The 26,000-nt window shown below is 68.3% G+C and carries 23 protein-coding genes; 8 read left to right on the top strand and 15 right to left on the bottom strand.

The genetic code is table 11. The annotated features are described in order from the left end of the window. Positions 1 to 113: 113 nt before the first annotated feature. On the bottom strand, positions 114 to 1,445 hold the full coding sequence (locus C8D78_RS11740) for a M50 family metallopeptidase (protein WP_120953867.1): 1,332 nt from the start codon (positions 1,443 to 1,445) through the stop codon (positions 114 to 116). A 19-nt stretch (positions 1,446 to 1,464) separates the two neighbouring features. Beyond that, positions 1,465 to 2,649, bottom strand: coding sequence for a 1-deoxy-D-xylulose-5-phosphate reductoisomerase (dxr, locus tag C8D78_RS11735; RefSeq protein ID WP_120953865.1), 1,185 nt, complete (start codon positions 2,647 to 2,649; stop codon positions 1,465 to 1,467). A gap of 164 nt (positions 2,650 to 2,813) precedes the next feature. On the opposite strand from dxr, the gene C8D78_RS11730 reads away from it, so the two are divergent. Continuing rightward, complete coding sequence (locus tag C8D78_RS11730; RefSeq protein WP_120954126.1) at positions 2,814 to 4,292, top strand: lipase maturation factor family protein; 1,479 nt, start codon at positions 2,814 to 2,816, stop codon at positions 4,290 to 4,292. Between the two features lie 551 nt (positions 4,293 to 4,843). Here the strand turns inward: C8D78_RS11730 and C8D78_RS11725 are convergent. From C8D78_RS11725 to C8D78_RS11695, 7 genes are all read right to left on the bottom strand, one after another. Further along, complete coding sequence (locus C8D78_RS11725; RefSeq protein ID WP_120953863.1) at positions 4,844 to 5,677, bottom strand: HpcH/HpaI aldolase/citrate lyase family protein; 834 nt, start codon at positions 5,675 to 5,677, stop codon at positions 4,844 to 4,846. Further along, on the bottom strand, positions 5,674 to 6,234 hold the full coding sequence (locus C8D78_RS11720) for a MaoC family dehydratase (RefSeq protein ID WP_120953861.1): 561 nt from the start codon (positions 6,232 to 6,234) through the stop codon (positions 5,674 to 5,676). Before C8D78_RS11720 ends, C8D78_RS11725 begins: the two co-directional genes overlap by 4 nt. Then, positions 6,231 to 6,992, bottom strand: coding sequence for a CoA transferase subunit B (locus C8D78_RS11715; protein ID WP_120953859.1), 762 nt, complete (start codon positions 6,990 to 6,992; stop codon positions 6,231 to 6,233). Before C8D78_RS11715 ends, C8D78_RS11720 begins: the two co-directional genes overlap by 4 nt. A gap of 2 nt (positions 6,993 to 6,994) precedes the next feature. Continuing rightward, positions 6,995 to 7,780 carry a CoA transferase subunit A gene (locus tag C8D78_RS11710; protein WP_120953858.1) on the bottom strand — a complete coding sequence of 262 codons (786 nt, stop codon included), beginning with the start codon at positions 7,778 to 7,780 and terminating at the stop codon, positions 6,995 to 6,997. A 39-nt stretch (positions 7,781 to 7,819) separates the two neighbouring features. Further along, a complete protein-coding gene (locus tag C8D78_RS11705) occupies positions 7,820 to 8,983 on the bottom strand; it encodes an acyl-CoA dehydrogenase family protein (RefSeq protein ID WP_120953856.1) in 1,164 nt (387 codons plus the stop codon). A 75-nt stretch (positions 8,984 to 9,058) separates the two neighbouring features. Continuing rightward, positions 9,059 to 11,317, bottom strand: coding sequence for an ATP-binding protein (locus tag C8D78_RS11700; RefSeq protein ID WP_120953854.1), 2,259 nt, complete (start codon positions 11,315 to 11,317; stop codon positions 9,059 to 9,061). Positions 11,318 to 11,324: 7 nt separating this feature from the next. Beyond that, a complete protein-coding gene (locus C8D78_RS11695; protein ID WP_120953852.1) occupies positions 11,325 to 12,932 on the bottom strand; it encodes a carboxyl transferase domain-containing protein in 1,608 nt (535 codons plus the stop codon). 149 nt (positions 12,933 to 13,081) lie between these two features. Between C8D78_RS11695 and C8D78_RS11690 the strand changes: the two genes are divergently transcribed. After that, on the top strand, positions 13,082 to 13,780 hold the full coding sequence (locus C8D78_RS11690; RefSeq protein ID WP_120953850.1) for an SACE_7040 family transcriptional regulator: 699 nt from the start codon (positions 13,082 to 13,084) through the stop codon (positions 13,778 to 13,780). 97 nt (positions 13,781 to 13,877) lie between these two features. Here the strand turns inward: C8D78_RS11690 and C8D78_RS11685 are convergent, their stop codons facing one another. The 3 genes from C8D78_RS11685 to pdhA are packed head-to-tail and all read right to left on the bottom strand — an operon-like array spanning position 13,878 to position 17,475. Next, entirely contained in the window at positions 13,878 to 15,290 is a 1,413-nt protein-coding gene (locus tag C8D78_RS11685) for a dihydrolipoamide acetyltransferase family protein (protein ID WP_120953848.1), read from the bottom strand. After that, positions 15,287 to 16,297 carry an alpha-ketoacid dehydrogenase subunit beta gene (locus C8D78_RS11680; protein ID WP_120953846.1) on the bottom strand — a complete coding sequence of 337 codons (1,011 nt, stop codon included), beginning with the start codon at positions 16,295 to 16,297 and terminating at the stop codon, positions 15,287 to 15,289. Before C8D78_RS11680 ends, C8D78_RS11685 begins: the two co-directional genes overlap by 4 nt. Continuing rightward, the gene (gene pdhA, locus C8D78_RS11675; RefSeq protein WP_120953844.1) at positions 16,297 to 17,475 is read right to left on the bottom strand and encodes a pyruvate dehydrogenase (acetyl-transferring) E1 component subunit alpha; all 1,179 of its coding nucleotides are present in this window, start codon (positions 17,473 to 17,475) and stop codon (positions 16,297 to 16,299) included. The genes C8D78_RS11680 and pdhA overlap by 1 nt, the downstream gene beginning before the upstream one ends. Before the next feature lie 195 nt (positions 17,476 to 17,670). Between pdhA and C8D78_RS11670 the strand changes: the two genes are divergently transcribed. Then, complete coding sequence (locus C8D78_RS11670; protein WP_120953842.1) at positions 17,671 to 18,144, top strand: Lrp/AsnC family transcriptional regulator; 474 nt, start codon at positions 17,671 to 17,673, stop codon at positions 18,142 to 18,144. 471 nt (positions 18,145 to 18,615) lie between these two features. Next, positions 18,616 to 19,020: a hypothetical protein gene (locus tag C8D78_RS11665; protein ID WP_244208363.1), complete on the top strand. Its 405-nt coding sequence runs from the start codon at positions 18,616 to 18,618 to the stop codon at positions 19,018 to 19,020. A gap of 117 nt (positions 19,021 to 19,137) precedes the next feature. Here the strand turns inward: C8D78_RS11665 and C8D78_RS11660 are convergent, their stop codons facing one another. Both C8D78_RS11660 and C8D78_RS11655 read right to left on the bottom strand, forming a co-directional pair. Further along, positions 19,138 to 20,754 carry a solute symporter family protein gene (locus C8D78_RS11660; protein ID WP_120953840.1) on the bottom strand — a complete coding sequence of 539 codons (1,617 nt, stop codon included), beginning with the start codon at positions 20,752 to 20,754 and terminating at the stop codon, positions 19,138 to 19,140. Further along, complete coding sequence (locus tag C8D78_RS11655) at positions 20,751 to 21,131, bottom strand: DUF485 domain-containing protein (protein ID WP_120953838.1); 381 nt, start codon at positions 21,129 to 21,131, stop codon at positions 20,751 to 20,753. The genes C8D78_RS11660 and C8D78_RS11655 overlap by 4 nt, the downstream gene beginning before the upstream one ends. Positions 21,132 to 21,382: 251 nt before the next feature. On the opposite strand from C8D78_RS11655, the gene C8D78_RS11650 reads away from it, so the two are divergent. The 4 genes from C8D78_RS11650 (at position 21,383) to C8D78_RS11635 (ending at position 25,389) form a co-directional block, all read left to right on the top strand. Beyond that, entirely contained in the window at positions 21,383 to 22,600 is a 1,218-nt protein-coding gene (locus C8D78_RS11650) for a sensor histidine kinase (protein WP_120953836.1), read from the top strand. A 116-nt stretch (positions 22,601 to 22,716) separates the two neighbouring features. Further along, positions 22,717 to 23,436, top strand: a complete 720-nt coding sequence (locus C8D78_RS11645) for a LytR/AlgR family response regulator transcription factor (protein ID WP_120953834.1) — start codon at positions 22,717 to 22,719, stop codon at positions 23,434 to 23,436. Next, positions 23,433 to 23,870 carry a DUF485 domain-containing protein gene (locus tag C8D78_RS11640; RefSeq protein WP_120953832.1) on the top strand — a complete coding sequence of 146 codons (438 nt, stop codon included), beginning with the start codon at positions 23,433 to 23,435 and terminating at the stop codon, positions 23,868 to 23,870. Before C8D78_RS11645 ends, C8D78_RS11640 begins: the two co-directional genes overlap by 4 nt. A 55-nt stretch (positions 23,871 to 23,925) precedes the next feature. Beyond that, positions 23,926 to 25,389: a sodium/solute symporter gene (locus tag C8D78_RS11635; RefSeq protein ID WP_120953830.1), complete on the top strand. Its 1,464-nt coding sequence runs from the start codon at positions 23,926 to 23,928 to the stop codon at positions 25,387 to 25,389. 12 nt (positions 25,390 to 25,401) lie between these two features. On the opposite strand, the gene C8D78_RS11630 is transcribed toward C8D78_RS11635, so the two are convergent. After that, positions 25,402 to 25,986 (bottom strand): DivIVA domain-containing protein, encoded by a 585-nt coding sequence (locus tag C8D78_RS11630; protein WP_120953828.1) that lies wholly within the window; start codon positions 25,984 to 25,986, stop codon positions 25,402 to 25,404. Positions 25,987 to 26,000: the final 14 nt, after the last annotated feature.

Raw genomic sequence — 26,000 nt, 5'->3', positions numbered from 1 at the left:
TCAACCACTTTCAACTGATTACTTAAAATCAGCTGAAATAAGCTTATAAATCAATCTCAGCGGCATTGGGCTGCGACGGGCCGTCCGTCCGGACCACCGCAGCAGGGACGCCGCTAGCCGAAGAGGTTTACCGGTTTGACGATGTCCGCGTAGATCAGCAGGGCGCCCATGCCCATCAGCAGGACCGCCACCACGTAGGTGACCGGGAGCAGCTTGGCGATATCGAAGGCGCCGGGGTCCGGGCGGCCGCGGAGTCGGGCGACCTGGCGGCGGGCGCCCTCATACAGCGCGCCGGCCACGTGGCCGCCGTCGAGCGGCAGCAGCGGAACGAGGTTGAAGACGGCCAGGGCGAAGTTGAGCCCGGCCAGCAGACCGATCAGGGCCGCGAAGCGCGACTGCAGCGGGACCTGCTCCATGGCGGCCACCTCCCCGGCCACGCGGCCCACACCCACCACGCTGATGGGGCCGTTGGGGTCCCGGGGCTCCTCGCTGAAGGCGGCCTTGGCCACGCCGGCCACGCGGTCCGGCAGGTTCACGATCACGCCGGCCACCTGCGTGATGTTCTCCCCCGCCATCGGCAGCACGGAGGACGCCGGCTGCGGCACGAGGGCCGTCTGGGCGCCGATGCCCAGGAACCCGACGTCCTGGTACTGGAGCTTGCCGTCGGCGCCCTTGGTCTGGCGGCCGTCGGGACCGATCACCGGGCGGGCGGAGAGCACTGGCGTGACGGTGGTGGCGACCGGGGCGCCGTTGCGCTGGACGGTGATGCTGACCTGCTTGCCCGCCGAGGCGCGGATCCAGCCGGTGAGTTCGTTCCAGCTGGTGACGGCCTTGCCGTCGAAGGAGGTGATCGTGTCGTTCGGTTTGAGGCCGGCGGACGCCGCGGGGGTGAGCTTGCAAGCGGCGGAATTCGGATCCACGGTCTCGCCCGCCTTGACCTGGCATTTGGAGACTTCGGCGACGGTGGTGGTCTGACTGGCGATGCCGAATCCCATCAGGAGCACCCCGGTCAGCACGACGCCGATCAGCAGGTTCATCGCGGGCCCGCCGAGCATGATGATGATCTTCTTCCAGACCGGCAGCCGGTAGAAGACCCGGTTTTCGTCGCCCGGACCGATTTCCTCGTGGGCCAGGGACCGGGCGTCCGATGCCAGCGACTGGAACATCCCGGTGCTCGACGGGCGGACGGTGCCGTCTTCCTTGTTCGGCGGGTACATCCCGATCATGGACACGTAACCGCCCAGCGGGATGGCCTTGAGGCCATACTCCGTTTCGCCCCGCTTCTTCGACCAGACCGTGGGCCCGAACCCGATCATGTACTTGGTGACGCGGACCTTGAACAGCTTGGCCGGCAGCAGATGCCCCACTTCATGCAGGGCAATGGACACGGCGATGCCGATCGCCACGAAGACGACACCGAGAATAAAGAGGAGGACGGGACTCATGTGCGTGATCTGCTGCTTCCTAGGCGCTTTTGACGGCTAAACGTTCGTGGGTGCGGGCACGTGCCCAGCTTTCAGCATCCAATACCGACTCCACCGTCAGCCCGGAGGACCCTGTGTGTTCGCTGAGGACAGCTTCGATGGTATCGACGATGTCGGTGAACCGGATCTGCCCGGCGTGGAAAGCCATCACGGCTTCCTCGTTCGCGGCGTTGAACACCGCGGGGAAGGTGCTGCCTTGCCGGGCCGCATCCTTGGCCAGGCCCACGGCGGGGAACGCCGCGACGTCGAGCGGTTCGAAGGTCCAGCTGGTGGCCTTGGTCCAGTCGCAGGCCCGGGCGGATCCGGGCACGCGGTCCGGCCAGCCGAGGCCCAGGGCGATGGGCAGGCGCATGTCCGGCGGCGAGGCCTGGGCGATCGTGGAGCCGTCAACGAACTGGACCATGGAATGCACCACGGACTGCGGGTGGACCACGACGTCGATCCTCTCCAGCGGGATGTCGAAGAGCAGGTGAGCCTCGATCACCTCCAGGCCCTTGTTGACGAGGCTTGCGGAGTTGGTGGTGACCATGAGGCCCATGTCCCAGGTGGGGTGGGCCAGGGCTTCCCGGGGCGAGACGTCGCGCAGTTCCTCGCGGGTCCTGCCGCGGAACGGGCCGCCCGACGCCGTCAGGATCAGCCGGTCCACTTCGGCGGCGGAGCCGGAACGCAGGCATTGGGCAATCGCCGAATGCTCCGAATCCACGGGAACGATCTGCCCTTCCCGGGCCGCGGCCTTGACCAGGGCACCGCCCACGATCAGGGACTCCTTGTTGGCCAGGGCCAGGGTGGCGCCGGAGCCGAGGGCGGCCAGGGTGGGGGCGAGCCCGATCGAACCGGTGATGCCGTTGAGGACGACGTCGGCGCTGATTTCGGCGATCCTCGTGGAGGCATCCGGGCCGGTGATGAGCTCCGGCCTGTATCCGATGAGTCCTGCGGCGCGGGCCGCGTCCTCGATCAGGGTCTGGAGTGCGGACGCGTCCCCCGCGGCGACGCCGACGGCCTGGGCGCGGGTATGCACGGCTTGCCGGGCCAGGAGTTCGAGGTTGCCGCCGCCGGCGCTGAGTGCGACGACCTCAAAAAGGTGCGGGGCGCCGTCGACGACGTCAATCGCCTGCGTGCCGATGGAACCGGTGGACCCGAGGAGGACGATCTTGCGCGGCTGCATGGTTCCAGTATCCCGCACGGCGGCCGGCCTCCGCGTTCCGCTCGGGCTGGCATGTCCCGGCAGTTCAGGGCGAGGCACCGCCGCGAAGCGCCGGCGCCTCGCCCGCGTGGTTCGCCAGGGGCCGGCACGTTGACGCCGCGAATCGCAGGCGTAACGTGGAAAACGTGGAGTGGACCGCGTGGTTCGATGCGCCGGAGTACGAGTTCGCACGGCAGGTGCTGCAGCGCAGCGTCGCCACCTTGTACTTCGTGGCCTTCCTCTCCTCGCTCAACCAGTTCCCGGCGCTGCTCGGCGAGCGCGGCCTGTTGCCCGTGCCGGAATATCTCGAGGGGTTCAACAGGCTGGGCCGGCCCAGCCTGTTCCGCTGGCGCTACTCGGACCGGCTGCTGCGGACGGTCTGCTGGGCAGGCATGGCTGTTGCCGCCACGCTCGCCGCCGGGCTTCCCCAGCTCGGGCCGCCGTGGGTTCCGCTGCTCGCGTTCCTGACCCTGTGGCTGCTGTACATGTCGGTCGTGAACGTCGGGCAGACGTTTTACGGGTTCGGCTGGGAGATGCTGCTGCTGGAAGCCGGGTTCACGGTGGCCTTCCTCGGCTCCGATCAGACTCCCCCGCCCAGGACCATCCTGATCCTGCTGGTCTGGCTGGTGTTCCGTCTGGAGTTCGGCGCCGGCCTGATCAAGATCCGCGGCGGGCAGGAGTGGCGGGACCTCACCGCCCTGTACTACCACCACGAGACCCAGCCGATGCCGGGGCCGCTGAGCCGGCAGGCCCATCTGCTCCCCAAGGCATGGCACCGGCTCGAAGTCCTGGGCAACCACTTCGCCCAACTGGTGGTGCCGTTCTTCCTCTTTGCACCCCAACCCCTGGCCAGCGCGGCCGCCGGGATCATCATCTTCACGCAGCTTTGGCTGGTGGCCAGCGGAAATTTCGCCTGGCTCAACTGGATGGCGATCGTCCTGGCCTTCGCGGCGGTCAGCGATCCCGTGGCCCACGCTCTGATTCCGGCGATCCCGCTCGACTGGGGCGCCACGTCCGCAGGAGCGGGAACCGACGCATCAGCCGGCAGTCAGGCGCCGGTCCCCTGGCTCGTGGTGGTCACGCTCGCCACCGTGCTGCTCGTGGTGCTGAGTTACCGGCCCATCGAGAATCTCGTGTCCCGCCAGCAGCTGATGAACGCCTCGTTCAACCGCTGGCAGCTGGTGAACACCTACGGCGCCTTCGGCACCGTGACGAAGCAGCGGATCGAGATCGTGGTGGAGGGGACCCTCGACGCGGAGCCCTGGGACGGCGCGGACTGGCGGGAGTATGGCTTCAAGGGCAAGCCGGGGGACGTCCGGCGGATTCCGCGCCAATTCGCCCCGTACCATCTGCGCCTTGACTGGTTGATGTGGTTCCTGCCGCTGCGCACCGTCCACGAGGAGTGGTTTTACGCGTTTCTGGCCAAGCTCCTGAGGGCGGATCGGCCCATGCTGCGGCTGCTGCGTCATGACCCGTTCGACGGCGAACCGCCGCGCTGGGTGCGGGCCAGAAGCTACCACTACCGTTTCTCCACCCGGGCCGAGTTCCGGGCGACGGGCCAGCGTTGGATCCGGACCCCGCTCTATGTCGTCATCCCGCCCTCGCGCCTGCCGTCCGAGGACTGAGCCGAGGCCCGTCGCTTCGGAGCCTCGAATCGACGTGCCTCGCGGCCCGGAGGGGCCCGGCGCCAGTGCCCCGCGCGGCCGGTCCCGGAACGCGGCTAAGCACCCGGGCGTGCGTCCGTTCGCCACAGATGGCCGGACTGAAGCCCGTCAACCGGCCATTCGTGGCGAATCGGCGCGCTTCGGAGCCGCGAATCGACGTGCGTCGCGGCCCGGAGGGGCCCGGCGCCAGTGCCCCGCGCGGCCGGTCCCGGAACGCGGCTAAGCACCCGGGCGTGCGTCCGTTCGCCACAGATGGCCGGACTGAAGTCCGTCAACCGGCCATTCGTGGCGAATCGGCGCGCTTCGGAGCCGCGAATCGACGTGCCTCGCGGCCCGGAGGGGCCCGGCGCCAGTGCCCCGCGCGGCCGGTCCCGGAACGCGGCTAAGCACCCGGGCGTGCGTCCGTTCGCCACAGATGGCCGGACTGAAGCCCGTCAACCGGCCATTCGTGGCGAATCGGCGCGCTTCGGAGCCGCGAAGCGACGTGTCTCGCGGCCGAGAACGTCCCGGCGCTAGTGCCCCGCGCGGCGCAGCGTGGCCTCGGCGTGCTTGAGGATGGGTCCGTCGATCATCTTGCCGTTGAACGCGAACACGCCGGTGCCCGCGGCGGCGGCAGCGTCTAGCAGCTCGGCGGCCGCGGCGACGTCGGCCTCCGTGGGCGCGTAGGCCTCCCGGACCACGGCCACCTGGCCTGGATGGATGCAGGCTTTGGCGGAGAACCCGGATGCCACGGCGTCGCGGGCCTCGAGTGCCAGCCCGTCCAGGTCCGGGATGTTGACGTAGACGGCGTCGATCGCGTCCTTGCCGAAGGCGCCGGCCGCCAGGAGCACGCTGGAGCGGGCGTGCAGCGCGACGGCGCGGTAGTCGCCGTTCTCGGTCCGGCTGGAGGTCCCGCCGAGGGACGCCAGCAGGTCCTCCGCACCCCACATCAGGGCCACCACGTTGGGTTCGGCGGCGATGGCGGCGGCGTTGAGGACGCCGGCAGCGGTCTCGCAGAGGGCGATCACGCTGTAGCCCTCCAGCTCCTTGAGCTGGCCGGCGTTCTCGGCCTTGGCCAGCATGATGTGCCGGTAGGGCGTGTGCTTGAGGCAGTGCAGGTCCTTCTCGAACTCGTCCGTGCCTGCCGGGTTGACCCGGATGATGGTGCGGCTCGGATCCAGCTCCGGGACGTCGCCGGTGGCGCCGAGCTGGGCGAGGATGGCGCCGCGGGCCCGCTGTTTGTCGGCCGGGGCGACTGCGTCCTCGAGGTCCACGATCACGGTGTCGGCGCGCTCCGACGCTTTCTGGTACCGCTCAGGGCGGTCGGCGGGGCAGAACAGCAGGGCGGGACCCATCAGGAAAGTCATGTCTCTATTCTCCCCTTTTCGGCCGCTTCCAGCTCGGCAGCCGCGTGGGCCTCGCGTGTCCACATCAGGCAGCTGCGGGCGGCGAGCGCCACGACGTCGCCGTGCTGGTTGCGGCCGGTGTGCTGCATGGTCACGACCCCCTGGCCCGGGCGGGATGCGGACAGCCGCTTCCCGGTCACCACGGTTTCCGTGTACAAGGTGTCCCCGTGGTACAGCGGGCGCGGGAAGGACACATCCGTCAGGCCCAGCTGGGCGATGATGGTGCCCTGCGTCAGTTGCGGCACGGACTGGCCCACCAGGGTGGCCAGGGTGAACATCGAATTCACCAGCCGCTGCCCGAACGGCTGCCCGGCGCTCCAGGCCGCGTCGAGGTGCAGGGCCTGGGTGTTCATGGTCATGGTGGTGAACAGCACGTTGTCCGTCTCCGTGACTGTTCGGCCGGGCCGGTGGGCGTAGACCACGCCCTCCTCCAGCTCCTCGAAATAGAGGCCGCGCTGTTCAATCACCCGCGGGCTGCCGGTGCCGGCGGCCGGTGAAGTCGTGTCTGCATCGCTCATACGGTCAGTTCCTGGTCTTCCTCAAAGAGTTCGGCTCCGGTGGCCGCTACGACGTCCTCCACGGAGACGTTCGGCGCCAGTTCGCGCAGCACCAGCCGGGACCGGCCGCCCTCCGTCACGACGTCGATCACGGCGAGGTCGGTGATGATCCGGTCCACGCAGCCTTTGCCGGTCAGCGGCAGCGTGCAGGTGTCCACGATTTTCGGCCTGCCGTTCCGGTCCACGTGATCCATCATCACGATCACCCTCTTGGCGCCAAAGACCAGGTCCATGGCGCCGCCCATGCCCTTGACCATCTTCCCGGGGATCATCCAGTTGGCGAGGTCGCCGTTGGCGGCCACCTCCATGGCGCCGAGCACGGCGACGTCGACGTGGCCGCCCCGGATCATGCCGAAGGAGGCGGCGGAGTCGAAGAACGCGGCACCCTTGTTGACGGTGACGGTTTCCTTGCCCGCGTTGATCAGGTCCGGATCCACCTGCTCGTCCGCCGGGTACGGTCCGACGCCGAGGATGCCGTTCTCGGAGTGCAGCACCACCTCCACCCCGGCGGGGATGTAATTGGGGATCAGCGTGGGCATCCCGATGCCCAGGTTGACGTACTGCCCGTTCTTCAGCTCCTGCGCCACCCGGGCGGCCAGTTCGTTGCGCGTCCAGCCCTTGTCCTCAATGCCGGCAGGGTGCACGACGGCGGCGGGCCGGTACTCGTGGCGGACTGCTTCGGGGCGGGGCGGGGCGCCCTGAGCGTTGTTCGTTTCCACGGCTATGCTCCTGCCTGCTCTGCTGCCTGGGACCTGCCGGACACAGCAACCGTCCGCTTTTCAATGCGCTTCTCTCCATGCGGGGCCAGCACCACCCGCTGGACGAAGATTCCCGGGACGTGGATGTGCTCCGGGTCCAGCTCCCCCGGCTCCACGAGTTCCTCGACCTCGGCGATGGTGATCTTCCCGGCCATCGCGCACAACGGGTTGAAGTTCATGGCCGTGGCGTGGAACACGAGGTTGCCGTGCCGGTCGCCCTTCCAGGCATGGACGAGGCCGAAGTCCGGGGTCAGCGATTCCTCCAGCACGTAGTCCGCGCCGCGGAAGCTGCGGACTTCCTTGGGTGCCGAGGCGATCGCGACGCCGCCCCCGGCGTCGTACTTCTGCGGCAGCCCGCCGTCGGACACCTGGGTTCCGACGCCGGCCGGGGTATAGAAGGCAGGAATGCCGGCGCCGCCGGCGCGCAGTTTCTCCGCCAGCGTGCCCTGCGGGGTGAGGACCACCTCCAGCTCGCCGGCCAGATACTGCCGTGCGAACTCCTTGTTCTCCCCGACGTAGGAGCTGATGGTGCGCCGGATCCGGCCGTCCTTGAGCAGGATCCCGAGACCCCAATCGTCCACGCCGCAGTTGTTACTGACGGTCTCCAGGTCCGTGGCGCCGCCCTGGTGCAGGGCCTCAATGAGGGCCACGGGGATGCCGCACAGCCCGAACCCGCCCACGGCGAGGGAGGCGCCGTCGTGGATGTCTGCCACGGCCTCCGCAGCGCTGGCAACAACTTTGTTGATCATCGGTGATCCTTCCCTCGACGGTTGCTGCCAGCGGGCGGGTCAGAGACCCAGTTCGCGGGCGATCAGCATCAGCTGGACCTCCGTGGTGCCCTCGCCGACCTCAAGGATCTTGGAGTCGCGGTAGTGGCGCGCCACGGTGAATTCGTTGATGAAGCCATAGCCGCCGAACACCTGGGTGGCGTCCCGCGCGTTGTCCATGGCTGCCTCGCCTGCGACCATCTTAGCGATGGCCGCCTGCGTCTTGAACGGCTTGCCGGCAAGCATCCGGGCCGCGGCATCGTAGTACGCCAGCCGGGCCGTGTGGGCGCGGGCTTCCATGCGCGCGATCTTGAACGCGATGGCCTGGTACTTGCCGATGTTCTGCCCGAAGGCGCTGCGTTCCTTGGCGTATTTCACCGACTGGTCCACGCAGCCCTGGGCCGCACCGACGGCCAGGGCGGCGATCGCGATCCGGCCCTCATCGAGGATGGACAGGAAGTTCGCGTAGCCGCGGCCCTGCGTGCCCAGCAGGTTTTCCTCGGGGACGTGGACGTTGTTGAGGGTCAGCGGGTGGGTGTCCGAGGCATTCCAGCCGACCTTGTTGTACGCCTTTTCGGCCGTGAAGCCCGGGGTGTTGGTGGGCACCAGAATGGTCGAGATTTCCTTCTTGATGCTGCCGTCCGGGCGCTCGGTCTGGCCGGTGACCGCCGTGACGGTGACCAGCTTGGTGATGTCGGTGCCGGAGTTGGTGATGAATTCCTTGTTGCCGTTGATGACCCACTCCCCTCCGCCCAACTTCGCGGTGGTCTTGGTGCCGCCGGCGTCGGAGCCGGCTTCCGGTTCGGTCAGGCCGAAGCCGGCGAGCGCCTTTCCGGAGGCCAGTAGCGGCAGCCATTCCTCCTTTTGGGCGGCGTTGCCGAAGCGGTGGATCGGCATGGCGCCCAGGGAGACGCCGGCCTCGAGGGTGATGGCGACGGACTGGTCCACCCGGCCAAGCTGTTCCAGGGCCAGGGCGAGGGCGAAGTAGTCCCCGCCCATGCCGCCGAACTCTTCCGGGAAGGGCAGGCCGAACAGGCCCATGTCCGCCATCTGGGAGACCACTTCGTAGGGGAAGCTGTGCTCTTCGTCGTGCTTGGCGGATACCGGGGCCACCACTAGGTCGGCAAACTCCCGGACGGTGTTGCTGAGGTCCTGGTATTCCTCGCTGAGTTCAAAATCTGGCATGGGGGTGACTCCTGTGTCTGAAGTACTTCTGCGGTCTGTTGATAAGGGGTGTCGGCAAAGGTTTCTACGGCGGGGTCATTCGGCCGCGCCCATCGCGATGACTGCTTCCTCGATGGTGTCCTCGGCTTTCGAGGGTTCGGCCGGGACGGCCGGGTGGATCGTGGCCAGCACCTGGTCCGCCTTGACGAGGTCGCCGGAGGTGATGCTGATGTGCACGGTCCCGTCCAGCGGCGCCACGAGCTGGTGTTCCATCTTCATCGCTTCGACGGAGAGCAGGACCTGGCCGGCCGTGACGGCATCGCCGTTACTGACGGACACCGATACCACGGTGCCGGGCATGGGCGAGCGCACGGCCGGATCCGCGGCGCCCTCTTCGCGCTCGATGGCGGCCAGCACCCGGGCCAGCCGGGTTTCCCGGTCGAGGGGCTCGAGCCGGCAGGACCAGCCGCCGTTGCCGACATGGACATACTGCGGGTTCCCCTCCGGCGGGTAGTCTTCCCAGACGGCGCCGTGGGCGAACCGCTGCTCCTCGCCGTCGATCTCCAGGAACACGTTGTCGGGCCCAAGTCCGATCACCTCGACCAGATGCTCCGGACCGCCGTTGACCCTGACCTTGGCACACCCGAGTTCCGCGTTGCTCAGCCAGGTCACGGCCACGGCGGCGATCCCGCCACCGGGGGTGCCGAAGCTCATCGTCCACGGCGCGGGCGCGCCCAGGCGCCAGCCCCGGGTCGTGTTCCACGGCGGTCCCACGGTGGCCGGCCCCTCGGCCAGGACCCAGAACGGCATCGCCGCGGCGATGAGCTCGGCGTCCCCGGCACGGCGGAAGGAGAAGTCCGGCATCTTCCGTTCGATCAGGCCGGTGTCGAGCCGGCCCGCGCGGACGTCGGCGTCGTTGATCAGCAACCGCAGGTATTCAACGTTGGTGTCGATCCCCAACGCCGTGTAGCGCGCGAGCGCCGTGTCGAGTTTGTCCAGCGCCGCAGGGCGGTCTTTTCCCCAGGCAATGACCTTGGAGACCATAGGGTCATAGTCGCTGGAGATCTCGAGTCCTTGGACCAGCGAGGAATCGATGCGGATGTCCGGGTCGGCCGAGGCCGGCGGCGCCGGGGAATCGAGGTCGTCCAACGCGGTGAAGATCGCGCCCCGCTCGTCCAGGATCACCACCTCGCCGCCGGAGGGCAGGAAGTTCTTCTCCGGGATTTCGGCGTAGACGCGTGCCTCCACCGAATGCCCGGTTAGGGCGACGCCGTCCTGGGCCACGGTGAGTTCTTCGCCGGCCGCGATCCGGACCTGCCATTCGACGAGGTCGATGCCGGTGACCATCTCGGTGACGGGGTGTTCGACCTGCAGGCGGGTGTTCATTTCCATGAAGAAGAACTCGTCCGGGGCGTTGTCGGAGACCAGGAATTCCACGGTGCCGGCGCCGGAGTAGTTGACGCTGCGCGCGGCGTTGCAGGCGGCTTCGCCGAGGCGGGCCCGGATTTCGGCGGCGTCGGGCAGCGATTCCAGCAGCGGGGACGGGGCTTCCTCGATCACCTTCTGGTGGCGGCGCTGCAGGGAGCACTCGCGCTCGCCCAGGTGGATGACGTTGCCGTGATTGTCGGCCAGGACCTGGACCTCGATGTGCCGCGGCGTGGTGACGAGCCGTTCGAGGAACAGGGTGTCGTCGCCGAAGGCACTCGCCGCCACCCGGCGCGCGGTGGCCAGGGTGGCTTCGAGGTCCTCGGCCCGTTCGACGATGTGCATGCCTTTCCCGCCGCCGCCGGCGGAGGGCTTGATCAGCAGCGGGAAGCCGACGCCGGGCGCCGCCGCGATGAGCTGCTGGTCGGTCATCCCGGGTTCGGCAATGCCCGGGACCACCGGGACGCCGTAGCCGGTGACGTGGTTCTTGGACCGGATCTTGTCCCCCATGACGTTCAGGGATTCCACCCCCGGGCCGATGAACGTGATGCCGGCCTTTTCCAGGGCGCGGGCGAAGTCGACGTTCTCGCTGAGGAAGCCGTAGCCGGGGTGCACGGCCTCGGCGCCGGTGTCGCGGCAGGCCTGGATGATGGCCTCGATCTTCAGGTAGCTCTCGGCGGCGGCGGCCGGGCCGATCCGGACGGCGACGTCGGCCTCCCGCACGTGCCGGGCGCCGGCGTCGGCGTCGGAATACACGGCGACCGAGCGGATGCCGAGGGCGCGCAGGGTGCGGATGACACGGCAGGCGATCTCGCCCCGGTTGGCAACCAGGACGGTCCCGAACAGAGGGGTGCCGGCTGCGGGAATGGTTGGAGGGGCGGTCACTGACGGTGTGGTCGGCGAAGAGGTGGTCGGCGAAGAAAGATTCATGGCTGGCTCACATCCGGAACAGGCCGAAGGAGGTCTCCGGCAGCGGGGTGCGGGAGACGACGTCGAGCGCCAGTCCCAGGACGGTGCGGGTGTCCGCGGGGTCGATCACGCCGTCGTCCCAGAGGCGGGCCGTGGAGTAGTAGGGGCTGCCCTGGTCCTCGTACTGGGCCTTGATGGGCGCCTTGAACGCTTCCTCATCCGCGGCGGACCATTCCTCGCCGCGGGCCTCGTACTGGTCCCGCTTGACCGTGGCGAGGACACTGGAGGCCTGGTTGCCGCCCATCACCGAGATCCGGCTGGCCGGCCACATCCACAGGAAGCGCGGCGAGTAGGCCCGCCCGCACATCGAATAGTTCCCGGCGCCGAACGATCCGCCGATCACCACGGTCAGTTTGGGCACGCGGGCCGTGGCGACGGCGGTGACCATCTTGGCGCCGTTCTTGGCGATGCCGCCCTGCTCGTAGTCCTTGCCGACCATGAAGCCGGAGAGGTTCTGCAGGAAGATCAGCGGGATGCCGCGCTGGTCGCACAGCTCGATGAAGTGGGCGCCCTTGAGCGAGGACTCGCTGAACAGCACGCCGTTGTTGGCCACGATCCCCACCGGGTGGCCGTGCAGCTTCGCGAAGCCGGTGACCAGGGTGGTGCCGTAATTCTTCTTGAACTCGTGGAACCGGCTGCCGTCGACCAGCCGGGCGATGACCTCCCGGACGTCGTACTGGGCGTTCACATCCGTGGGGACGGCGCCGTAGAGCTCGTCCGGATCGGCCACGGGCTCGATGACGGCGTCGACGTCCCAGGCAGGGGCGGCCGGCCGCGGCAGGGTGGAGACGATGTCCCGGACGATCTGGAGGGCATGCTCATCGTTCTCGGCCAGGTGGTCGGTAACCCCGGAGATCTTGGAGTGCACGTCGCCGCCGCCAAGCTCCTCCGCCGTGACGATCTCGCCGATCGCGGCCTTCACCAGGGGCGGGCCGCCCAGGAAGATGGTGCCCTGGTTCCGGACAATCACGGTCTCGTCGCTCATCGCGGGGACGTAAGCGCCGCCGGCGGTGCAGGAGCCCATGACGGAGGCGATCTGCGGGATGCGGGCCGCGGACATCTTGGCCTGGTTGAAGAAGATCCGGCCGAAGTGCTCCTTGTCCGGGAAGACCTCGTCCTGTTTGGGCAGGAAGGCGCCGCCGGAGTCCACGAGGTAGACGCAGGGCAGCCGGTTTTCCAGCGCGATTTCCTGCGCCCGGAGGTGCTTCTTCACGGTCATCGGATAGTAGGTGCCGCCCTTGACGGTGGCGTCGTTGGAGATGACCAGGACCTGCCGGCCGTGCACCAGGCCGATCCCGGCAATGACGCCGGCACCGGGCGAGTCGCCGTCGTACATCCCGTCCGCAGCCAGCGGGGCGATTTCCAGGAAGGGGCTGCCGTCGTCGAGCAGCCGGTCGATGCGCTCGCGCGGCAGGAGCTTGCCGCGGGCGACATGGCGTTCGCGCGACTTGACCGGGCCGCCCAGCGCGGCGGCGGCGAGCCGTTCCTTCAGCTCGCCGGCCAGGCCCAGCTGGGCCTCGCGGTTCGCGGCATAGGCGGCGCTGGTTGCGTCGACCCGGCTGGCGATTGTCTCCATTGACTGATTCCGTTCCCTGACCTGCGTGCCGGGCCGGCGGCTGGGGCCGCCCGGCTATTTCGGTTAGTACCGTATAACTGAGATTTAGGTTAGTCTCTATTAACTGTGATGTCCAACACAGGGACCATCTGCAATGAGGGGATGCGCCGGTGACCGAGCCCAGCCAGACCAGCCAGCTTCCGTCTACCCAGGCCGCCTCAACCCCAGCCCCAGCCCCAGCCCCATCAACCCCAGCCCCATCAACCCAGCGGAGCCAGGCCAAGGCGAACCGGCGGCAGGCCCTCCTGTCCGCCGCCGCCGCTCTCTTCGCGCTGGAGGGATTCAACCGCGTCTCCCTGGAGGACCTCGGGGCCGCGGCCGGCGTCAGCGGGCCGGCGGTCTACCGCCATTTCGCGGGCAAGCAGGCGGTCCTCGGCGCGCTGCTGCTCAGCGTCAGCAAGAACCTGCTCGACGGCGGCCGCCGTGTGGTTGCCGAGGCCGACGGCGCACCGGCGGCGCTGGGCGGCCTGGTGGCGTTTCATGTTGACTTTGCCCTGAGCAATCCCGACGTCATCCGGGTCCAGGACCAGGACTTCAGCAACCTTGCCGAGGAGGATCAGGCCGAGGTACGTACGCTCCAGCGCAACTACGTTGAGCTCTGGGTGGAGGTGCTGGCCGGGCTGCATGAGGGCACGGAGGTCTCCGAGCTGCGGATGCGGGCTCATGCCACCTTTGGACTGATCAACTCCACCCCGCACTCGGTGCGCAGCCCGGGGCGCCTGATGGGAGTCAGGCGCGCCAGGCCGCTGCTGCAAAGCATGGCGCTGGCGGCCCTGATGGCCCCGGCCTTTCCGGAACCGCTCGGCTGACCTGGCCCTGAACCCGGCGCACAACAACGCTGCCGGCCGCTCCAACAAAGGAGCGGCCGGCAGCGTTGTTGTTTAGTGGCCTAAGAAACGACCGCGGCTAGACCATCGCCAGGACCATGCCCGGATCGGCCAGCATGGTTCCGAGGTCCTGGAGGAACCGCGAGCCCTGTTCGCCGTCGACCAGACGGTGGTCGAAGGAGAGGCTGAGCGTCATGACCTGGCGCAGTGCGACCTCGTCCTGGAACTCCCACGGCATCTTCCGGACCGCGCCCAGGGCCAGGATGGCGGCCTCGCCCGGGTTCAGGATGGGCGTGCCGGCGTCGATGCCGAAGACTCCGATGTTCGTGATGGAGATCGTGCCGCCGGAAAGGGCCTCGGGGCTGGTCTTGCCCGCCCGGGCCGTGTCCGTCAGTTCCGTCAGTGCGGTGGAGATTTCCAGGAGGGACATTCGGTCCGCGTCCTTGATGTTCGGGACGGTGAGCCCGCGCGGGGTCGCCGCCGCGATGCCCAGGTTCACGTAGTTGAACTGGACGATCTCCTGGTTGGCCTCGTCCCACCGGGCGTTGAGCGTCGGGTGGTTCCGCAGCGCGATCAGCACGGCCTTGGACACCAGCGTGAGCGGTGTGAGCTTGTAGCCGGCGAAGGCGCGGCTGGCCTTCAGCCGTGCCAGCAGCTCCATCGTGGGGGTGACGTCGATGGTCAGGAACTCCGTGACGTGTGGTGCGGTGAAGGCGCTGGCCACCATGGCCGCGGCCGTAAACTTGCGCACGCCCTTGATCGGGGTGCGGGTCTCCCGCTCGCCCCGGTCCTGGGCCGGCCCGGTCGCCTGCACCGGCGCACCGGCGGGCTCCCGGACCCCAAGTCCTTGCGCTGCCACCGGCAGGTCCCCGCCGCCGACGAAGTTCCGGACATCGTCCCGGGTGATGAGCCCGTGTTCCCCCGTGCCGGTCACGGCTTCGAGGTCGACGCCGAGATCCCTGGCCAGCTTGCGCACCGGCGGAGTGGACCGCGGACGCTCGCCCGGAGCCGTTACGGCAGGCTTGATGTCAGCCGGCTCGGCAGCACGGACCGGCGTCACGGGCTCGGCAGCACGGACTGGCGTCACGGGCTCGGCAGCGAGGACCGGCGCCCCCGCCGGGGCCGCGAACGTGCGGGCGCGGCGTGCGGGCCGGCCGGAGGCTTCCAGGACGGCGCCGTAGCCGACCAGGTTCGGCTCGCGCTTGCCGGATCCAGCCTCGGGTGCGGCTCCGCCGTCGTCGCCCTCAATCTCAAAAGAGACAATTGGCTTGCCGACTTCGACGACGGTGCCGGCCTGCTCGTGCAGGGCCGCCACCACGCCGGCGAACGGCGAGGGCAGTTCGACGACGGCCTTGGCCGTCTCCACCTCGGCGATGATCTGGTTGAGGGTCACGGTGTCCCCGACGGCGACCTTCCAGGCCACGATTTCCGATTCGGTCAGTCCTTCGCCGAGGTCCGGCAGCCTGAATTCCTTGATCATGGTGGCGCTCATCCTTCCAGCCCGCTGAGGGAGTTGGGGCGGCCCAGGGCACGGTCGACGCCGTCGAGAATCCTGTCGAGGCCCGGCAGGTGGTGCATTTCCAGCTTGGAGTACGGGTACGGAACGTCGAAGCCGGTCACCCGGACGGGGGCGGCTTCGAGGTGGTAGAAGCAGCGTTCGGTGATGCTCGCGGCAACCTCGGCGCCGAGTCCGCCGGACTGGCCGGCCTCGTGCGTGATGACCAGACGGCCGGTCTTGCGGACCGAGGCCTCCAGGGTCACGAAGTCCAGCGGGGCCAGTGACCGGAGGTCGATGACTTCAACCGACACGCCTTCGTCCGCCGCGGCGAGGGCGGCGTCCCGGGCGGTCTTGACGAGCGGGCCGTACGCCACGAGGGTGACGTCCTTGCCCTCGGTGACCACTCGGGCCTTTTCCATCGACAAGGCGGCGGCGAGGTCGCTGGACTCGTCCACCTCGCCCTTGTCGTGGTAGCGCCGCTTGGGCTCGAAGTACAGGACGGGATCGTCGGAGGCGATGGCCTGCTGGATCATCGTGTAGGCGTCCTGGGGGTTGGAGACGCTGATGACGCGCAGCCCCGAGGTGTGGGTGAAGTAGGCCTCGGGCGATTCGGAGTGGTGTTCCGGGGAGCCGATGCCGCCGCCGAACGGGACGCGGATGGTGATGGGCATCTTGACCGCGCCCTGGGTGCGGTAGTGCATCTTGGCGACCTGGCTGACGATCTGGTCGAACGCGGGGTAGATGAATCCGTCGAACTGGATCTCCACCACCGGCCGGTAGCCGCGGTAGGCCAGGCCGACGGCGGTGCCCATGATGCCGGATTCGGCCAGCGGCGTGTCCACGACGCGGTGCGTGCCGAAGTCTTTCTGCAGTCCGTCGGTGACGCGGAACACGCCGCCGAGGGCGCCGATGTCCTCCCCCATCAGGATTACCTTGGGATCGTTTTCGAGGGACTTGCGCAGGCCCGAATTGATGGCTCGGGCAAAGGTCATCTGCGTCATCAGCGTGCACCTTCTTCAGAAGCGGCTTCTGCGGGATCGCCGAAGGAAGCCAGGTAGCGGGAGTAGTGGTCCTGCTGGCGGTCCAGCCAGGAGTTGGGCGTGCTGTAGACGTGCTTGAAGATGTCCAGCGGCTGCGGCTCGGGCATGTTGATGGTTCCGGCCCGCAGATCTTTGGCCACCGCGTCGGCTTGAGCTGCGACGGCGGCCTCAAAGTCCGCGGTCAGCAGTCCCTTGCGCTCCAGCAGCGCTTTCAGCCGGCTGATCGGGTCCTTGGCGGCCCAGTCCTCAAGCTCGTTGGCATCCCGGTAGCGGGTGGGATCATCCGCCGTCGTGTGCGGGCCCATCCGGTAGGTGACAGCCTCGATGAAGGTGGGTCCGCCGCCGTGCCGCGCACGGTCCAGCGCGATGCGGGTGGCTGCCATGACGGCGAGGACGTCGTTTCCGTCCACCCGCATGCTGGGGATGCCGAAGCCGGAGGCCCGGTCCGCAAGCTGAATATGGGACTGCAGCCGGACGGGTTCCGAAATGGCCCAGTGGTTGTTCTGGCAGAAGAAGACCACCGGCGCCTGGAAGCTCGCAGCGAAGACCATGGCCTCGTTCACGTCGCCCTCGCTCGTGGCGCCGTCGCCGAAATAGGCCACCGCGACGGCGTCGGCGCCGTCGTTCTGGATGCCCATGGCATAGCCGGTGGCGTGCAGGCTCTGCGCGCCGATGATGATCTGCTGGGTGGCGACGTTGACCGTGAACGGGTCCCAGCCGGCGGACGCGTTGCCCCGCCAGGCGCGGACCAGGTCCTCCGGCTTCACTCCCCGGCAGTAGGCGACACCGTTGTCGCGGTAGCTGGGGAAGACAAAGTCGTCCTCGCGCAGCGCGCGGGCCGAGCCGATCTGGGATGCTTCCTGGCCGAGCAGCGGCGGCCAGAGGGCGAGTTCGCCCTGCCGCTGGAGGGCCGTGGCCTCGGCATCGATCCGCCGGATGACCACCATGTCCTCATAGAGCGAGCCAAGCTGCTCGTCACTGACGTCCTGGAGCCAGGCATCGAACTCCGGATGACTGATGCGCTCACCCGCCGGAGTGATGAGCTGGACGAGATCGCCGCCCGTCCGCCTCGCTGAATTTTCACTGTTCCCGGGGCCCCCGGCGGAAATGCCGCCCTTGCCCGCGTCGTCGGTAAACACTGTTGTCCGCACCTTCTGACGTCGTCTGACCGGGGCTCGCAGGACTCGTGATCCCGCGGCGCGCCAGCCGCCCGGGCGCCGTTGCCCCGGATATTTGTGACCCTACTCACAATGCTCATCGGGCACAACTACCCTCAAAATTATTGAGCAGTATGCACTGTTTGACGGTCAGCGACCGTGCTAATCTTGCGCATTATGCAACCTTTGGATGGCACTGACACTCGCCTGCTTTCGGCCATGGCGCAGGACCCCCGGCGGACCGTGGTTGCCCTGGCCCAAAAGCTCGGATTGTCGCGCAATACGGTCCAGGCCAGGATGGCGCAGCTGGAGAAGAAGCACGTGTTCCTGTCCTTCGAGCGACGCATCAATCCGGCGTCCCTGGGGTACCCGCTGATGGCATTCATTTCCGTCCATGTCCAGCAGCAGAAGCTGGGCCCCTTGGCGGTGGAGCTTGCCGGCATTCCGGAAATCCTGGAAGGCTACGGCCTGACGGGCTCGGCCGATCTGCTCCTGCGGGTTGTGGCGCTGGACGCCGAGGACCTGTTCCGGATCAACGGCAAAATCCTGGCCTGCGACGGTGTGGACCGGACCGACACCGCACTGGCGATGGGTGAGCTGATCCCGTTCCGGATCCAGCCCCTGCTCGAACGCGGATCCGCCGAAAACTGACCAGCACCGCCGCCCGGCTGTTAGGCGTCAGCGGCCTGCGCCGATGATGTGCTTTTGTGCCCTGTGCGGTGGGGAGCCGCGGCGCTAGGCTGTGTCCGTTGGGGTCCCCGCCGGGTCCGCAGACGCGACCCTGCATAACGGGCAGTGGCTGTCTCGGCTGCCGGAAAGGCTGGAACAGTGAGCAGTCCAGAGGAACCGCACCGCCTGGTGCCGCCGCAGCCCGGGCATGAACCGTCGGCAGGTCACCCCCCTGCCGGGCAGCCTCCCATTCCCTACTATGCGGCCCCGTCCTATCCTGCCCAGTCCGGTCCACCCGGATCGGGAACGGCACCCGCCTATCCCCCGCCGGCCAGCGCCGCAACGGCGCCCGCCTATCCCCCGCCCGCCTATCCCCCGCCTGCCGCCGGAGCGGTGCCCTACGGGAGACCGGGACGGCCGCCGCGGAAAAAGAGCCGCAAAGCCCTGTGGATCGTGCTGGGGATCCTCGGCACTCTCCTGCTGGTGGTGACGGTCGGTGGCGTCATCCTGATCAACGTGGTGGGCGGAGCCACGAACCAGGCCCGTGGCCTCGCGGACGATTTCACCAGGTTGATCATCGCCGGCGATGTCACGAACGCCTATGAAAACTACTTGGACCCGGCCCTCAAGGAGAAGCTGTCGCAGGAGGAGTTCACCCTCGGGGTGCAAGGCCTGGGGCTGGACGGCAGCTGCAAACCGATCTATTCCAGCGTCAACGTCAGGTCCAAGGACGGGTCCAACTCGGCCGACGTCGCCGGCTCCATCGACTGCGACACCAAGAGAGTGGAGCTGGTCTACCGGTTCGAGGGCCTGCAAGAGCTGAAAATGGTCAGCATTCGGCTGCGCCCGCAGAGCTGACCTCCGGGATCGGGCGACGGGCCCGCATTACAGGGGAGCTCCCGTGCTGCTGCACGGGAGCTCCCCTGTGATGGAACACGGCCCGGCGCCCGATCAGGCGCGCGGAATGCCGGCCGCCTAGTGGCTGGTGGCCTTTTCGGCACCCACACCGGTCAGGGAACGGACCTCCATTTCGGCCTGCTTCGTGACATCTTCCTTCCGCTTGTCCAGGACCGTGCCGAGCCAGCCCAGGAAGAACGCAAGCGGAATGGAGACGATGCCCGGATTGCTCAGCGGAAAGACCGCGAAGTTGGCGCCGGGGATCATCGACGTCTTGGCGCCCGAGACCACCGGGGAGAGCGCAATCAAGATGATGGCGGCGGACAACCCGCCGTACATGCTCCACAGGGCGCCGCGGGTGGTGAACCGGCGCCAGAACAGCGAGTAGAGGATGGTCGGAAGATTGGCCGAGGCCGCCACGGCGAAGGCGAGCGCCACGAGGAACGCGACGTTCTGTCCGTTGGCGAAGATGCCGCCGGCGATGGCCAGCAGTCCGATCACCACGACGGTGCGGCGGGCCACCTTGACCTCGGTGGCGGCGTCGGCCTTGCCCTTGGCGATCACGCTGGCGTAGATGTCGTGCGCGAAGGATGCCGCCGCGGTAATGGTGAGGCCGGCGACGACGGCCAGGATGGTCGCGAAGGCCACTGCCGAGATGAAGCCCAGGAGCAGCGGGCCGCCGAGGTGGAAGGCGAGCAGCGGCGCGGCCGAGTTGACGCCGCCCGGAGCAGCCTTGATGGTGTCGGCGCCCACCAGCGCCGCGGCGCCGTAGCCCAGCACCAGGGTGAAGAGGTAGAAGATGCCGATCAGCCAGATGGACCACACCACGGACTTGCGGGCTTCCTTGGCTGTGGGGACGGTGTAAAACCGCATGAGCACGTGCGGCAGGGCTGCGGTGCCGAGAACGAGGGCCAGGGCGAGGGACATGAAGTCCAGCTTGGAGGTCTCGGTCTTGCCGTACTGCAGTCCCGGGTTGAGCAGGTTCGGGTTGCCCGAGGTTTCCACCGCCCCTCCCAGCAGGTCGGAGAGATTGAAGCCGTAGATCGCGAGGACCCAGAAGGTCATCACGGCGGCCCCGGCGATCAGGAGCATGGCCTTGATGATCTGCACCCAGGTGGTGCCCTTCATACCCCCGATCAGGACGTACATGATCATCAGGGCGCCGACGACGACGATTACCAGGGCTTGTCCGCCCCAGTCGCTGATGCCCAGCAGCAGCGAAATGAGGCTGCCGGCACCGGCCATCTGGGCCAGCAGGTAGAAGAAGCAGACGGCCAGGGTAGAGATGGCGGCCGCGATGCGCACGGGACGTTGCTTGAGCCGGAAGGAGAGCACGTCGGCCATGGTGAACTTGCCGGTGTTGCGGAGCAGCTCCGCGACGAGGAGCAACGCGACAAGCCATGCGACGAGGAAGCCGATGGAGTACATGAAACCGTCGTAGCCATTGATGGCGATGGCGCCGGTAATGCCCAGGAACGATGCCGCGGAGAGGTAATCACCGGCGATCGCGGTGCCGTTCTGCGGGCCGGTGAAGGAACGCCCGGCGGCATAGTAGTCGGCCGCCGTCTTGTTGTTGCGGCTGGCCTTGATCACGATCACCATGGTGATCGCGACGAACACGGCGAAAATTCCCATGTTCAGCAGGGTGGTGTCTTTGAGTGCGGCGACGTTGACCGCGGGGACTGTGAGTGTCATTTGGCTGTCCGTCCTGCCTGGTTGCCGTGTTTGTCGAATTCGTGGCCTTCGATTTCACCGCGGATTTCGGCGGCAATCGGGTCCAGCTTGCGGTTCGAGTAGCTGACGTACCATGCGGTGATGGCGAACGTGGAAATGAACTGCAGCAGGCCCAGAATCAGGCCGACGTTGATGTTGCCCCAGACCTTGATGGACATGAATTCCACCGCATAGTCGGCCAGCAGGACATAGGCGAAGTACCACAGCAGGAATGCAATGGACAGCGGGAAGACAAAGCTGCGGTGACGTTTGCGCAGTTCCTGGAACTGTTCCGTCGCTTGGACTTCCTTGAAGTCCACGGCCGCCGCTGCGTCCGTTTCCTGGGCGTCGTGACCCATCGGTTCCTCCTCATTGAGACTGGCGAGTCGCCCCGCCGGCTGCCGTGGGCTTCGGGAACAACCCATCCCGCCGGTGTGACTGCAATCACTGTGCGCCGAGCGGTGCGTCCGGTTCCAGATCCTGCCCCTTCCGGGTCGCTCAACGGTCCCCATGCTGCGCCAAACGGCGCCTCGGGGAGCCTGGCCGGGTTCCATTTGGGTGCCCCCGCCTTCAACGCCGGCAGGCGCCGCACCGACGGTAGGCTGGCATCATGCCGGACTCTCCCCTCTTCACCGCCGCCGCCGTCGCGGTGATCGCCATGGCGATTGCGGTGGTGGTCGCCGTGGGACTGAAAGTCCTTCGTTCCTTCCGGGACCTCGGCACGGACGCGGAGCGGGCCACGTACAAGACGCTCCACGCCGCATCCCGTGCCGGCCAGTACCTGCGGACGGGCCTGAACCCGGCCGGTGCGGCCAAGGCCAGCCGGCAGCTGCGCACCATCCTGGGCTGCGATGCCCTTGCCATTACCGATACCACGGGTGTGCTCGCGTGGGACGGCGCCGGCGAGGAGCTCAGGCCGGCCCTGATGGGGCTCGCGTCCAGGGTGCTCGACGGCGGCCACCTCGCCGTCATTCCGGCGGGCGAGCTGGTGCTGCTCGCCGCCGGCGAAGGCGGCCGGGCGCTAACTCCCGAGGTGGAGCGCGCCGTCGTGATCGCCCCGATCAAGGCCGGGGCCCGGATTGTCGGGGTGGTGGCGGCCTTCGCCCCGGCCGCAGGAGCCGGCTTGGTCCGTGCCACCGGCGAGGTTGCCGACTGGGTGGCCACCCAGGTGGAACTTGCCGAACTCGACGTCAACCGCACGCTCCTGATGGAGGCGGAGGTCCGGGCCCTCCGCGCCCAGATCAGCCCGCACTTTATCTACAACTCGCTCAACGCGATCGCGTCCTTCATCAACACAGATCCGGTACGGGCGCGGGAACTCGTGGTGGAGTTCGCCGATTTCACCCGCTACTCCTTCCGCCGCCACGGCGACTTCACCACCCTGGCCGAGGAACTGCGCTGCATCGACCGTTACCTGCTCCTGGAGCGGGCCCGGTTCGGGGACCGGGTCCAGGTGAGCCTGCGGATCGCTCCGGAGGTGCTGAGCACGGTGATCCCCTTCCTGAGCCTGCAGCCCCTGGTGGAAAACGCCGTCGGGCACGGCCTGGAGGCCAAGGAGGGCCCGGGCCACATCTCCATCACGGCGAACGACTCGGGCGCGTTCGCCGAAGTGACGATCGAGGACGACGGCGTGGGCATGGACCCGGAGCAGCTGCGTTCCGTCCTTGCCGGGCACAGCGACGGCGAGCACGTGGGCCTGCGCAACGTCGACGCCCGGCTGCGGCAGGTCTACGGTGACGACCACGGCCTCGTGATCGAGACGGCGCCCGGCGAGGGCACCCTGATCACCATGCGCATCCCCAAGTCCCAGCCCCTGCACGACTCCTGATCGCGGCCCGGCTCACCGCCTGACCGGAACGGGAGGTGGCTGCCTTCGGCCTTCCCTGCGCCCTGCCGGGCTGAGGCCTGAGCCGGTCAAAATGCCTGCGGCAGTACGCTTGAGCCATGATAAATGTCCTCGTCGCCGACGACGAGCTCCCCGCCGTCGAGGAACTGGCCTTCCTGCTTGGCAGGGACGACCGGATCGGTGCCATCCACCGGGCGTCCTCGGGCGCCGAGGCCCTGCGGGCCCTCGAAGCCGAGGACGTCGACGCCGTCTTCCTTGACATCCACATGCCGGCACTGTCCGGGCTGGACATCGCCCGGGCCATTTCCCGCAGCGCCCGTCCGCCCGCCGTGGTCTTCGTGACCGCGGACGAGGACTGCGCGCTGGAAGCGTTCGAGCTCGCGGCCGTGGACTATCTCCTGAAACCCGTGCGCGCGGAGCGGCTCGCAAAGTCGATTGGGCGCATCAGCGAACTGCTCAAGGACGGCACCCCGGCGACAGAGATGATCACTGTGGACCTCGGCGGGACCACCAGGATGATCCGGCGCGACGACGTCACCTACGTCCAGGCGCAGGGCGACTACGCCCGGCTGCACACCGCCGATGCGAGCTACCTCATCAGGGTTCCGCTGGCCGACCTCGAACAGCAGTGGGCCGACGCCGGATTCCTGCGCATCCACCGCTCCTACCTGGTCGCGCTGAGCCACGTCGGCCAGATGAAGCTCGCCGCGGCGCGGCCCAGCGTCACCGTGGCCGGGGCCGAGCTTCCCATCAGCCGCCGGCATCTGCCGGCCGTCCGGGAAAAGCTCGAAGCAACCCGCATCCGGCCGCAGGCATGACCCGGGTCCGCGTCACGGCGCCGCGCAGCGCCACGGCAGGCAGCGTGAATGCAGGCAGCATCACACCGGGCAGCCTCACACCGGGCAGCGTCGCACAGTACAGCCCCGCCCCGGCCGGCGGCCGTTCCGCGGCGGCCTCCCGCGAAGCGGAGGAGGAATCCGACGCCGGCCAGCTGTTCGTCCGCTCGCTCATCCGGTCCCAGCTCCGGCTGGGCCTCGTGGTGGCCCTGGGTTTCCTGCTGATTCTCTTCGCCTTCCCGCTCATGCTGGGGCTGGTCCCGGGCCTGGCGGACTCCACAATCGCCGGCCTCCCCTTCGACTGGGTCCTGCTCGGTGCCGGGATCTATCCCGTGATCGGTCTCAGTGCCTGGCTGTACGTCCGGACCGCGGCAAGGAATGAGGCCCGCTACCGGGACCTCGCCGGCGACAAATGAGGCAACTGCTGAGAGGCCCGGACGGCGGCCGCGCAAAGTTCCGGGCGGGCGGAACGTGAACCCCGTCGTCGGGGTGGCCGCCGTCGCCGCCGTCTCGCTGGCCACGGCCGTCATCGGTTTCTACGGCCTGCGGGTCTCGCGCACCACCGGGGACTTCTACGTCGCGTCCAGGACGGTCAAGCCGTGGTGGAACGCCTCGGCGATCGGCGGCGAGTATCTTTCCGCCGCGAGCTTTCTGGGCGTCGCCGGGTTGATCCTGCTCTCCGGCACCGACGCCTTGTGGTATCCGGTGGGCTACACGGCCGGGTACCTGATGCTGCTCCTGTTCGTCGCCGCTCCCCTGCGCCGCTCGGGCGCGTACACGATTCCGGATTTCACCGAGGCGCGCCTCGATTCGCGTGCCGTCCGCCGCGTCACAAGCCTGGTGGTGGTCCTGGTCGGCTGGCTCTACATCGTCCCGCAGCTCCACGGCGCCGCCCTGGCCATCCGGATCACCACGGGCCTGCCGGCGTGGGTGGGCCCGGTGGCGGTGGTCGCCGTCGTCTGCATCACCGTGGTGGCGGGCGGGATGCGCTCCATCACGTTCGTCCAGGCGTTCCAGTACTGGCTCAAGCTGACCGCGCTGGCGGTGCCCATCGTGTTCATGCTGCTGGTGCTGGGCGGCACCAACGCCCCGGCCGCGGCCCCGGCGGTGAACCCGACGGCGGTGGCGCCGACGGGTCCCTATCAGATCATTTCGCTGCTGGTGGCCCTGCTCTTTGGAACCCTGGGGCTGCCGCACGTGCTGGTCCGCTTTTACACGAATCCGGACGGGCAGTCCGCCCGGCGGACCACGCTGATTGTCCTGGGCCTGCTTTCCGTCTTCTACCTGTTCCCGACCGCGTACGGCATGCTGGGCCGGGTGTTCGCCGCCGACCTCGCTCAGAGCGGCCAGGCCGATGCCCTGGTGCTTCTTCTCCCCGGCCGGGTGGTCGGCGGGGCGGCCGGGGACCTGTTGACTGCGCTGGTGGTGGCCGGCGCGTTTGCGGCGTTTCTGTCCACGACGTCGGGCCTGGTGGTCTCGCTCGCGGGTGTGATCAGCCAGGACGTGTTCGGCGGGAGCGTGCGCGGTTTCCGGCTGGCCGCGCTGGTCTCGGCAATCGTTCCGCTGGGACTCGCCTCCATGACCGAATCGCTGGCACTGGCCGGCAGCGTGGGGCTCGTGTTTGCCTTTACCGCGTCCACGATCTGCCCGGTCCTGCTGCTGGGCATCTGGTGGCGCGGCCTGACGGATGCCGGCGCGATTGCCGGCATGGCGACCGGAGGCCTGCTCTGCGGCGGCGCGATGGTGGCCGGCTCGGTGCTGGGTGCGGCCCTGACACCGTCGTGGCTTGCGCAGCCCGCCGCGTGGACGGTGCCCGCCGCGTTTGCCGCCACAGTCCTGGTGTCGCGGGCGACGCGGGGCCGGGTGCCTCGGACGATGACGCGGCTCATGACCCGGCTGCACACTCCGGAGCGGCCGCTCGCGACGGAGCGCTGAGCAGGCGAGGGACTAGTCGATGGCCGCCATGAGTTCAACGGCCCGCTCGAGGAACGCGTCGACCTGGCTTTCCTCGTAGCCGTCCCGGCCCACGGCCGGGCGGAACACGGCGCGCCGGACGTTGTCCACGCTCAGCGGCTGGTCCTCCTCGAGGTAGCCGATCAGCTCGCGGCAGAGATCGTCCACGTCGGTGGTGTTGTAGCTGCGGACCTTGGGCTTGGTCGGGCGGCGGAAGCGCTGGCCGTCCGGGCGGTGCAGGCGCCCGCGCAGGACGCCCGCGAGCCGGCCGATTTCGCGCAGCCAAGCTTCCTCGCCGCGTTCGGCGACCAGATCGTCGCGTTCCAGCCGGGCGAGGGCGTCCTCCAGCCGGTCCAGCGCGGCATCCACGCCGGCCGCGGCGTAGCCGCCCTTGACGGGATCGAAGCAGACCGCGCGGACGTCGGAGCTCTTGATGGCCCGTCCGGCGTGGCTCGGAGCTTCGAACGACACCCGCGCGCGCTGCAGGAAATCATCGACCTGCTTGGCGTTGTAGCCATACTGGTTCCGCTGCACGCGGTCAAAAGACGCAGGAATCTGCCGTTGAATGTCCACTGTCACTTTGTTCCTTTGAT

Source organism: Arthrobacter oryzae, assembly GCF_003634095.1.
Taxonomy (GTDB): domain Bacteria; phylum Actinomycetota; class Actinomycetes; order Actinomycetales; family Micrococcaceae; genus Arthrobacter; species Arthrobacter oryzae.
The sequence above is the reverse complement of the archived record's forward strand: the minus strand, read 5'-3'. Positions and strand labels throughout refer to the sequence as shown.

Excerpts from the sequence above, each read along its gene's own strand:
- C8D78_RS11740 (WP_120953867.1), bottom strand. The coding sequence starts at position 1,445 with ATGAGTCCCGTCCTCCTCTTTATTCTCGGTGTCGTCTTCGTGGCGATC.
- C8D78_RS11645 (WP_120953834.1), top strand. The coding sequence starts at position 22,717 with ATGATAAATGTCCTCGTCGCCGACGACGAGCTCCCCGCCGTCGAGGAA.
- C8D78_RS11650 (WP_120953836.1), top strand. The coding sequence starts at position 21,383 with ATGCCGGACTCTCCCCTCTTCACCGCCGCCGCCGTCGCGGTGATCGCC.
- C8D78_RS11725 (WP_120953863.1), bottom strand. The coding sequence starts at position 5,677 with ATGACTTTCCTGATGGGTCCCGCCCTGCTGTTCTGCCCCGCCGACCGC.
- C8D78_RS11705 (WP_120953856.1), bottom strand. The coding sequence starts at position 8,983 with ATGCCAGATTTTGAACTCAGCGAGGAATACCAGGACCTCAGCAACACC.
- C8D78_RS11710 (WP_120953858.1), bottom strand. The coding sequence starts at position 7,780 with ATGATCAACAAAGTTGTTGCCAGCGCTGCGGAGGCCGTGGCAGACATC.
- C8D78_RS11695 (WP_120953852.1), bottom strand. The coding sequence starts at position 12,932 with ATGGAGACAATCGCCAGCCGGGTCGACGCAACCAGCGCCGCCTATGCC.
- C8D78_RS11685 (WP_120953848.1), bottom strand. The coding sequence starts at position 15,290 with ATGAGCGCCACCATGATCAAGGAATTCAGGCTGCCGGACCTCGGCGAA.
- C8D78_RS11670 (WP_120953842.1), top strand. The coding sequence starts at position 17,671 with ATGCAACCTTTGGATGGCACTGACACTCGCCTGCTTTCGGCCATGGCG.
- dxr (WP_120953865.1), bottom strand. The coding sequence starts at position 2,649 with ATGCAGCCGCGCAAGATCGTCCTCCTCGGGTCCACCGGTTCCATCGGC.
- C8D78_RS11700 (WP_120953854.1), bottom strand. The coding sequence starts at position 11,317 with ATGAATCTTTCTTCGCCGACCACCTCTTCGCCGACCACACCGTCAGTG.
- C8D78_RS11720 (WP_120953861.1), bottom strand. The coding sequence starts at position 6,234 with ATGAGCGATGCAGACACGACTTCACCGGCCGCCGGCACCGGCAGCCCG.
- C8D78_RS11655 (WP_120953838.1), bottom strand. The coding sequence starts at position 21,131 with ATGGGTCACGACGCCCAGGAAACGGACGCAGCGGCGGCCGTGGACTTC.
- C8D78_RS11660 (WP_120953840.1), bottom strand. The coding sequence starts at position 20,754 with ATGACACTCACAGTCCCCGCGGTCAACGTCGCCGCACTCAAAGACACC.
- C8D78_RS11640 (WP_120953832.1), top strand. The coding sequence starts at position 23,433 with ATGACCCGGGTCCGCGTCACGGCGCCGCGCAGCGCCACGGCAGGCAGC.
- C8D78_RS11680 (WP_120953846.1), bottom strand. The coding sequence starts at position 16,297 with ATGACGCAGATGACCTTTGCCCGAGCCATCAATTCGGGCCTGCGCAAG.